Below are 8,775 nucleotides of genomic sequence, written 5' to 3'. Positions count from 1 at the left end.
GTAGGAAGCGCAACGCCTGTCCGTGGAAATATCTCGCTGAGGTTATCACGGCTCGGCGCCAGGGGCTGGATGTGCCTCCTCTGCCTCTTGCTGCGTAAAAAAAATGAGAGGGGTCTGAACGGTTACAAAGCTTGTTGCTGTGCTGGCTTTTCAAGACAAAAAGGTAGTTACGCTGGAAGACGTAACAGGAGAGGGCCATCCCGCAGAGCAAGGTACGCTCATTGGCCGGCACGGGGTTGTTACCAGCATTGAAAAAGACAAGCTCGTCGTGACGGAAACCTATCAAACCCAAAGTGGAAGAACAGTGGTCAAAAGGATCCCCCTGTACATGCATCAACAGGAGTGATATGCTTTTTAGCCCTGTTACAGACCATCCTTTGATCCCAATGCAAAAGTTTATTACCCTCCAAGTTCGTGATAAAAAAAACTCGTTTGACAAAATCGAAGTTTTTGAATAGATATTAGTCTGTTTAAAATACAGTATGAACGTTGGTTGGATGCCTCCAAGGAGTCACCCTGTGCTTTGATATAAAAAGGTACTCGCTATTTTGAGGACATACTACATTCGCCCGACCAAATTTTATATACACATAACCCTACGGAACAACTGACATGAAATACCTTGCTCTCCCTCTGATTGTGATGCTCCTCTTTTTTTCAGGCTGTGACCTTCTGGATGATGACGACGACGATGACTCAAGTGACGGAGGGACAGAATTGGTAGCAGAAAAACCTTCATCTTCATCCACAGTAGTTCTGAATGCTTTTTCTGACTTCACCTGCACCAGCAATTGGAGCAATCGTGATGGAGCATTAGGTTTGACTGCACGAAGCGGCAGCGGTGCCTGCAAGGCTACTTTCCCCGGCGAGTCGGGAACGTATCAGATTACGATTACTGCCCAGATCGAATTTGACGGGAATTCTCACTATGCGCTGTATATTAACAATGCAGGTGCCGCATCAGGGCGTTATCCGCTGGCACCCGGTTGCGGAGGCGACTGTGAGCCAGACGACTGGAGCAGCCAATGCCCTGATCGGAAATACAATATTGATGCGGGAACCCATAATGTTGCCACCGATGATGTTATCAAGTTCTATGGTACGGAAGACTGGAACTGTGATGATCACGGCGCTTATGCAAAATGGCATAAGATTACCTTTAAGCGTATTTAGTTTTTTGTTGGTTATGGGGAAGAAAACGGGTGGGTTGTCCTGGCCTGCCCTTGTTCTTCTCCTTCTTTTCATCGCAGGACCAGTCTCAGTACTTGGCTCGTCTCTTCCTTTTGCCTCCCTTCACAGCGGATTATACAAGAATACAGAATTTACTGATCCGGTCGTCGCTTTTACCCCTTATGACAAGATTTACTTACTTGTTGAATTGCGCGAGCTGCAAACAGGCAAATATACCCTGACAACAGATTGGGTTACGCCTTGGGGTGAGTTGGAGCACCAGAGCAATTATTCTTTTGCCATACAAGACGTCAGGCCTTCCTGGAAGGTGTATTCCTGGCTCACTCTCTGGAAGAATGGCCCGATCAAGCGTTTGTTCGCTGGGGAAGATTTTAAAAAGGAATTCTACGGTACCTGGACGGTTCGGCTTTTTCTGAACGGTAAACAGATTCATGAGCAGGATTTTGGTGTTCACTAGCCTGTTGGGTTAAACGATTTTTTGAATATAACAGAATATGTTATGCCGGTACGTGCTTCTGGTCTCATAAGTCTGACCACTGATTTTGGCCTGCATGATCCCTATGTGGGGCAGATGAAGGGGGCGATCCTTCAACGGCACCCTGTTGCTCAATTGGTCGATCTCAGCCATGCGATTCCCAGGCAGGATATCCTTGGTGCAGCCTTGGTTCTGCACAGTAGTTATGCCTTTTTCCCAGCCGGTACAGTACATCTGGTGGTTGTTGATCCAGGGGTGGGCAGTCAACGGAGGATTCTGGCAGCTGAGGCTCAGGGACATTATTTTGTGGCCCCGGATAACGGGACTTTTTCTTTATTGCTACGAGATCAGTTGGTTCAGAGAGTATATCTGGTGGAGGAGAGAGGACTTTTTGCTGAGACAGTCAGCACAACCTTTCATGGACGTGATATTATGGGGCCAATAGCTGCGGCCTTAGCCAGCGGAATGCCAATATCTACGGTGGGACCAGAGGTCTTGCCAGCGTCTTGTGTGTGCCTGGAGATACCTGTTGCTCAGGTTGCAGGGCAAAAGATTATGGGCCAGATCCTGCAGATTGATCATTTTGGCAATATCCGTACAACAATCCGTCAGACTGATTTGCGGGGCTTTGTTGATCCACAGCAATGTCAGGTGATGCTGAGCGGCCAGCAGATAAAGGGCATTCATACCACCTATGCTGAAGCTGGGCCAGGGGATCTGGTCGCGCTTATTGACAGTGCAGGGTATCTTGAGATTGCAGTCAATATGGGTAACGCTGCTGAGCATCTCCAATGCGGCACTGGAGATGCTGTTGAGGTTACCTCTTTGTGATCCGGGATATTAGCTTCTTGGTCTCTTGCCCTTCCAGGGCTTTTGTGATTTCCCTTGATTATATGGCCGCCGTCCTTTGCCAGCACCAGAATGGTGAAGGACCTTGGCTGTGACGAATTTTCCATTAACCTTAAACTGCTGAAAGGCACCCAGGATCTGAGGGATGAAGCGGCTGTCTCCCTCAATGGTCGCTGTGTTACGCATGATTTCTATTTTACCTACTTTGATGCGACCGCCGCCAGGAACAGCATTAATCATACTGATCAGGTTTTCCGGGAGAACGCCGTTACGTCGTCCAACATTAAGGTGAAAGCAGGTAAACCCATTTTCTTTTTGATTTTTTCTCCCATCCCGCTGAAAGCTTTTTGCGTCTTTTCCGCTGACCTGCTGGTTAAGGTCTGGAGCGTCCTTATAGTATTGAAGGAAACGATTGAATTCCAGGGAGATGAATTTTTTAATCAACTCTTCCCGGTCCAGATGGGCCAGGTGTTGTTCAATCTCTGCATACAGAGGATCAATCTGGTCATGGTTCACCTCTGTGTTGCTGATAACTCCCATCAGATTATGTAACTGGGTAGTGCAGACTTCTTTACCTGTGGGGATCAGGGATTTCTCGAATTTCTTATTGATATTTTTCTCAATATGTTTGATTCGATGACGCTCCCGCATATCAACAAGGGCAATGGAGGTCCCACTGCTTCCGGCTCGCCCTGTTCGACCACTGCGGTGGGTATAGGCAGCAATATCATCTGGCAGGCTGTAGTTGATCACATGGGTCAGGTCGTTGACATCCAGACCACGGGCCGCAACATCAGTGGCAACCAGAAGTTGCAGGCGTTTTTTGCGGAATTTCTCCATAACCAGATCACGTTGGGCCTGGCTTAATTCGCCGTGCAGGGAATCGGCCTGGTAGCCGTCCTGAATAAGTTTATCAGCCACGTCCTGGGTATCTTTTCTGGTGCGGCAAAAGATTATAGAGTAATTATCCGGATTATTATCCACGATCCGTTTCAGGGCTGAATAGCGATCCCTTCCATTGATCAGGTAGTACTGATGGGTTACATTTTCAGCACCAGAGTTTTTTCTGCCCATGGTGATTTCCACAGGGTCAGACATGTAGCGGTTGGCGATATTGGCAACCTCTTTGGACATGGTGGCTGAGAAGAGCAGAGTATTCTTATCTTTTGGAGTTTCTGCCAGAATGGCATTGAGTTCGTCCTGAAAGCCCATTTGCAGCATCTCATCGGCCTCGTCAAAGACAGCATAGCGCACAGCAGAGATATCCACCTTGCCTCGTTTAATCAGGTCCCGGAGACGGCCCGGGGTGGCAACAATGATCTGGATACCCTTGCGGAGTTCACGCATTTGTTGCTCAATACTGGCACCCCCATAGATAGCTAATATCCTGAGTCCTTTAGTAAAGCGGGAAAAACTTTCCAGGTCTCTTGATACCTGCATGCAGAGTTCCCGGGTTGGACAGAGGACAAGCCCCTGTGTTTGTTTGTTTTTCGGGTCAATCAGTTGGATTAAAGGAAGGCCAAAGGCGGCTGTTTTACCGGTTCCGGTTTGGGCAAGGCTGACGATATCGACTTTTTGCTCCAACATCAGCGGGATAACTTTGGTCTGTACCGGGGTTGGTTCTTGAAAGCCCTGTGCAGTAACAGCCTGAAGGATCTCGTCGTTGATGCCGATATCTGTAAATGTGGTCATAATATCTTTTCTCTGTTAAATAGGTATGGTATGAGGACGTCACTTTCCCCTGTCAGAGAACCCTTACGGGACAAAAATGGCATTACATTGGCTGGATACGCTGTCACAGCCGCCACAGGAGAGGTTGACGCATATTGAGGCACACCCTACTCTGTATCAACAATAAAACAAACCGTTTTCTGCGGATTAAAATGTTTTTTGGAGCATTTTGATACATGACTTTTGTAAATCATGAATTAGAGCTGGCAAATGATTTTGTCCGATACACGGATTGTCATATCTTTTTGACAGGTAAGGCCGGGACCGGCAAAACCACCTTTCTTCATAATCTGGAAAGGGATTCAGCCAAACAGATGATTATTACTGCTCCCACCGGGGTTGCAGCGATCAATGCGGGTGGGGTCACCCTCCATTCTTTTTTTCAACTGCCTTTTGGCCCTTTTCTGCCAGGGACTGAAGCCTACGAGCGGATGCAGCAGCACCGTTTTCGCTTTAGCCGGGAAAAGAAAAAAATCATCAAGGGGCTTGATCTCCTGGTTATTGATGAAATCAGCATGGTCCGGGCAGATTTACTGGATGCAGTGGATGAGGCTCTGCGCTATCATCGTCACAGCCCTTTGCCCTTTGGTGGGGTTCAGGTGTTGATGATAGGAGATCTCCACCAACTGGCTCCTGTGGCAAAGCGTGATGAGTGGCAATTGCTGAAAAAGGAGTATACTTCACTCTATTTTTTCAGCAGTAAAGCGCTCAGTCAAACCGAGTTGATCACCATTGAGCTCCAACATATCTATCGCCAGTCTGATGCTGATTTTATCCGGCTGTTAAATCGGGTGCGGAATAATCAGCTTGATCAGCCCACTGTTACGGCCTTGAATCAACGTTATCTTTCAGGTGTTAAGCCTGGTCAGGATGAGGGCTATATCACCCTGACTACCCATAATCGCAGTGCTGACACCATTAATCGTGAGCAGCTGAGTAAGCTTGATACCAAGGAGTTTTGTTTTGAAGCAGAGGTCTCAGGAGACTTCCCAGAGCATACCTATCCGGCTCCGGAAGATTTATGCCTGAAAAAAGGGGCTCAGGTGATGTTTGTCCGTAATGATTCTGGGCCGGAGAAGCGATATTATAATGGCAAAATTGGCAAAGTCCATGAGATCACAGAAACCGCAATAATCGTGCGTTGTCCTGATAGTAGACAGGAGATTGCTGTGGAGCCTGTTGTTTGGGAAAATATCAAGTATACCCTGAACCAGGAAGAAGGAGAGATTGAAGAGGAGGTCATTGGCACCTTTGAGCAATATCCTTTGAAAACAGCCTGGGCTATCACTATCCATAAAAGTCAGGGTCTGACCTTTGAAAAGGCCATTATTGATGCTCAGGCAGCCTTTGCTCATGGTCAGGTCTATGTGGCTCTGAGTCGCTGCAAGACCTTTGAAGGCATGGTGCTCAGTTCGCCTATTGGGCGGAGTGGCGTTGCCACGGATGGGGCTGTCTTGCATTTTGATAAGCATGTGCAAAAAAATCCTCCTTCTCAGGAAAGGCTTCACAGGGCAAAGATAGGCTTTCAGCAAAAATTATTAACAGAGTGTTTTGATTTTCAGCAGTTGCGCAACCGCTTGGGCTATCTTGTCCATCTCCTGCGTGGAAATGAACGCCTTATTCAGGTGATGGGGACCGAAATTGCCGAGCTTGAGGAGATAGAAGAGCAGGCAGGGCAGGATATCTTTCTGGTCAGCGAAAACTTCAGGAACCAGCTCTATGGTCTTTTTAGCAAGGGAGAGATGCCTGCGTCAGATTCGCATCTTCAGGAGAGGGCGCGTAAGGCCTCGGAGTGGTTTCAGAACAAGTTTGAGCTCATTTTTAATGATGCTTTTACCCGTTTATCCTTTGATACCGATAATAAGGAATTGGCCAAAAAGGTGGACAAGGTCCTGAAAAACCTTAAGCTGGATTTGGCTGTCAAGTTGGCTGGGATTGCTTCTTGTGAGCAAAGCTTTGTTCCGTCAGACTATTTACGGGCAATTGCTGTGGCTGAGATGAATTTCTCCTCAGCAAAAGCGAAAAAATCCCAGGGAACATACAAGGTTCCCACAGAAATCAAGCACCCTGTCTTGTTCAGGGCCTTGATAAAATGGCGATCTCGAAAGGCCAGGGAACTGGATCTTGCCCATTCTCAGATTGTGCATCAGCGGGTCTTGAGCCAGATTGCTGCTCTCCTGCCAGCGAACAGAGATGAGCTGAGAAAAATTCACGGGGTGGGTAAAATGACCATGCAGAAGTATGGAGAGGATTTGCTGAGGATGGTTGCCGACTATCAGATGAAGGAAGAGTTTTCTTCCTGAGTTTGGCAGGGAAGAAATGTGCAATCAACAGAAATCAATGCAGAGGGAGGAATGTGTTGAAAGGAAAAGATTTTTTAGAAGGGCCTAAAGGAAGAGTGGAGAAAAGGTCAGAGAAAGGATCATATAATTGGGATGCGGAAGACTATGCTCGTCATTCTTCTGTGCAGCAGGGCTGGGCCAGAGAGCTACTCAATACATTGAATCTTCAGGGTAATGAAGCTGTGCTGGATATAGGTTGCGGTGACGGCAAAGTAACTGCAGAGCTTGCTGAATTGGTGCCTGATGGAGAGGTGCTCGGATTAGACAATTCTGCTGCTATGTTGGCTTTGGCCCGGAAGGAGTTCCCCTGGTCAAGCTACCCTAATCTTTCTTTTCAGGAGCGGGATGCCAGAGAGTTGGCTTGTGAGCAGGAGTTTGATCTCATCTTTTCCAATGCTGCCCTGCACTGGGTACAGGATCATCTTCCTGTGCTTACAGGTATAAGCAGGGCCTTGAGGCTGGGAGGGCGTGTGCTTTTGCAGATGGCTGGCACAGGAAATGCTGCTTCTTTTCTTGCTGTTGTGGACGAAGTTATTCAAACAAAAGAATGGCAGCAGTATTTTGTCGATTTTGCCTTTCCCTATGGTTTCTATGGGCCAGAGCTGTATAACGTCTGGTTGAAGGAAGCCGGGATGTATCCTGTTCGAGTTGAACTCATTCCCAAGGATATGTCTTATCCTGATCGAGCTGGATTGGAGGGCTGGGTGCGTACTACCTGGCTGCCCTATACAGAGCAGGTTCCTGTTGAGCGGCGAGAGGACTTTATTGCAGCCCTTGTTGACAGGTATCTTGCAGATCACCCTGTGGATAGCCAGGGGCAGGTTCATGTCAGTATGGTACGACTGGAAGTTGAGGCCTGTCTGGCAGAGGCAGAGGTTATTGATTGAGGCGGTTCTTTTTTAATGTCTCAACCCCTTTTTTGGCCAGTAAAGGGAAAAGACCGAGCAGGGCAAAAGAGAGCAGCAGACCAGGTGAGAGGATGCCGCTTGCAGATTCGATTTTACCGAGCTGGGTACCTGCATTGATGTAAACCAGGGTTCCGGGAAGCATCCCAAGTTGACTGACCAGGTAAAAGACCTTGGTGCGGATGGAGGTCAACCCCATAACCAGATTGATGATGAAAAAAGGAAAAACAGGAACCAGGCGCAGGCTGAAGAGGTAAAAGGCCCCGTCCTGCTCAATGCCTTTATTGATTGCAGCCAGTTTTTTCCCAAATCGTTGTTGAATGCTGTCCCGAAAAAGGAAGCGTGCCCCTAAAAAGGCAAGGGTTGCTCCAATGGTACTGGCAAAGGAAACCAGGAGTAGGCCCAGCCAAAGTCCGAAGAGAGCCCCACCGCCCAGAGTCATAATTAAGGCCCCAGGAAGGGACAGGGCAGTGATAAGGATGTAGAGTATCAGGTAGCCGGTTATACTGAGCAGCTGATGCTCGGCGTAGAAATCCTGCAAAAGCTGGCGACTGGATTTTAATGCGCTCAAGCTCAGGTATTCTTGACCGTCAAACAAGAGAAAGAGACCTGCAAGGACTGCGACAACGAGTACAAGGGCCAGTTTTCCTGACCAGTTTTTTTTTCGTTCTTGTTGTTCTGCGGGTGGTGTTGTCATGGTCCTCTTGGCTTTCCTGTGTCGTTATTCCATTTCTTTTATGCAGCATATGTGGTTTCTTAGCATTTAACACCAGTGCATTGCAATAAGATTGAAAGCGAACAGGAACATTAACATAACGTTCCTTCTGTGTACTTGACTTTCTCCTGAAAAAGAATAACAAGTAAAAATATTTTTTATTGCCGGTGCTCCGGTCTTTTTTCCATTCCTCAACGTATACAAAAATATGAGATCATCAAACAAAGCCTGGGAACATTTGGGTGAACTTGCTGAAGAGGATGCTGTCCATGTCCTGACCCGATTGTTTACCATGTATGAAGAACAGGAGCAGCGTCATCCCAATGATGAGGCGACAGCTCTAATGGCACGACTTTAAGGCTTGGCCTTTATGAACGAGTTGTATTTATTGAGAATTCAGAAAATTAATTTAGCCACAGATGTCATAACATATTGACACGGCTATTGATTTCTTGTAATAATGAAATTTTCACATCAATAAGCTACAGAGAGACATATGACATTTTCAAAACCAATCAAAAAAATCGGTCACCAAATTAACAAGCTAAAAGCCCGCTTCTGTCAATC

The 8,775-nt window shown here is 47.3% G+C and carries 9 protein-coding genes; 7 read left to right on the top strand and 2 right to left on the bottom strand.

Features of this window, described 5'->3' with window-relative positions:
* Positions 1 to 139: 139 nt before the first annotated feature.
* The 4 genes from L2082_RS17030 (at position 140) to L2082_RS17015 (ending at position 2,497) form a co-directional block, all read left to right on the top strand.
* On the top strand, positions 140 to 346 hold the full coding sequence (locus L2082_RS17030) for a hypothetical protein (RefSeq protein ID WP_446009974.1): 207 nt from the start codon (positions 140 to 142) through the stop codon (positions 344 to 346).
* A gap of 266 nt (positions 347 to 612) precedes the next feature.
* The gene (locus tag L2082_RS17025; RefSeq protein WP_446009975.1) at positions 613 to 1,173 is read left to right on the top strand and encodes a hypothetical protein; all 561 of its coding nucleotides are present in this window, start codon (positions 613 to 615) and stop codon (positions 1,171 to 1,173) included.
* A 13-nt stretch (positions 1,174 to 1,186) separates the two neighbouring features.
* A complete protein-coding gene (locus tag L2082_RS17020; RefSeq protein WP_446009976.1) occupies positions 1,187 to 1,648 on the top strand; it encodes a hypothetical protein in 462 nt (153 codons plus the stop codon).
* A 42-nt stretch (positions 1,649 to 1,690) separates the two neighbouring features.
* On the top strand, positions 1,691 to 2,497 hold the full coding sequence (locus L2082_RS17015; RefSeq protein WP_446009977.1) for an SAM hydrolase/SAM-dependent halogenase family protein: 807 nt from the start codon (positions 1,691 to 1,693) through the stop codon (positions 2,495 to 2,497).
* A gap of 9 nt (positions 2,498 to 2,506) precedes the next feature.
* Here the strand turns inward: L2082_RS17015 and L2082_RS17010 are convergent, their stop codons facing one another.
* Entirely contained in the window at positions 2,507 to 4,207 is a 1,701-nt protein-coding gene (locus L2082_RS17010) for a DEAD/DEAH box helicase (RefSeq protein ID WP_446009978.1), read from the bottom strand.
* 215 nt (positions 4,208 to 4,422) lie between these two features.
* On the opposite strand from L2082_RS17010, the gene L2082_RS17005 reads away from it, so the two are divergent.
* Both L2082_RS17005 and L2082_RS17000 read left to right on the top strand, forming a co-directional pair.
* Complete coding sequence (locus L2082_RS17005; RefSeq protein ID WP_446009979.1) at positions 4,423 to 6,549, top strand: HRDC domain-containing protein; 2,127 nt, start codon at positions 4,423 to 4,425, stop codon at positions 6,547 to 6,549.
* Positions 6,550 to 6,602: 53 nt separating this feature from the next.
* Positions 6,603 to 7,475, top strand: a complete 873-nt coding sequence (locus L2082_RS17000) for a class I SAM-dependent methyltransferase (protein ID WP_446009980.1) — start codon at positions 6,603 to 6,605, stop codon at positions 7,473 to 7,475.
* Here the strand turns inward: L2082_RS17000 and L2082_RS16995 are convergent.
* Positions 7,465 to 8,190 (bottom strand): TVP38/TMEM64 family protein, encoded by a 726-nt coding sequence (locus tag L2082_RS16995; protein WP_446009981.1) that lies wholly within the window; start codon positions 8,188 to 8,190, stop codon positions 7,465 to 7,467. The genes L2082_RS17000 and L2082_RS16995 overlap by 11 nt on opposite strands.
* A gap of 226 nt (positions 8,191 to 8,416) precedes the next feature.
* On the opposite strand from L2082_RS16995, the gene L2082_RS16990 reads away from it, so the two are divergent.
* Positions 8,417 to 8,566 carry a hypothetical protein gene (locus tag L2082_RS16990; protein ID WP_446009982.1) on the top strand — a complete coding sequence of 50 codons (150 nt, stop codon included), beginning with the start codon at positions 8,417 to 8,419 and terminating at the stop codon, positions 8,564 to 8,566.
* Positions 8,567 to 8,775 lie beyond the last annotated feature (209 nt).

It is taken from the genome of Candidatus Electrothrix sp. (assembly GCF_052785085.1).
Note: the sequence above shows the minus strand (reverse complement) of the source record. Positions and strands in the feature narration are given on the sequence as shown.

What these genes read in the sequence shown, in the direction of transcription:
- L2082_RS16990 (WP_446009982.1), top strand. Translation starts at nt 8,417, where the DNA reads ATGAGATCATCAAACAAAGCCTGGGAACATTTGGGTGAACTTGCTGAA.
- L2082_RS17005 (WP_446009979.1), top strand. Translation starts at nt 4,423, where the DNA reads ATGACTTTTGTAAATCATGAATTAGAGCTGGCAAATGATTTTGTCCGA.
- L2082_RS17020 (WP_446009976.1), top strand. Translation starts at nt 1,187, where the DNA reads ATGGGGAAGAAAACGGGTGGGTTGTCCTGGCCTGCCCTTGTTCTTCTC.
- L2082_RS16995 (WP_446009981.1), bottom strand. Translation starts at nt 8,190, where the DNA reads ATGACAACACCACCCGCAGAACAACAAGAACGAAAAAAAAACTGGTCA.
- L2082_RS17015 (WP_446009977.1), top strand. Translation starts at nt 1,691, where the DNA reads ATGCCGGTACGTGCTTCTGGTCTCATAAGTCTGACCACTGATTTTGGC.
- L2082_RS17025 (WP_446009975.1), top strand. Translation starts at nt 613, where the DNA reads ATGAAATACCTTGCTCTCCCTCTGATTGTGATGCTCCTCTTTTTTTCA.
- L2082_RS17010 (WP_446009978.1), bottom strand. Translation starts at nt 4,207, where the DNA reads ATGACCACATTTACAGATATCGGCATCAACGACGAGATCCTTCAGGCT.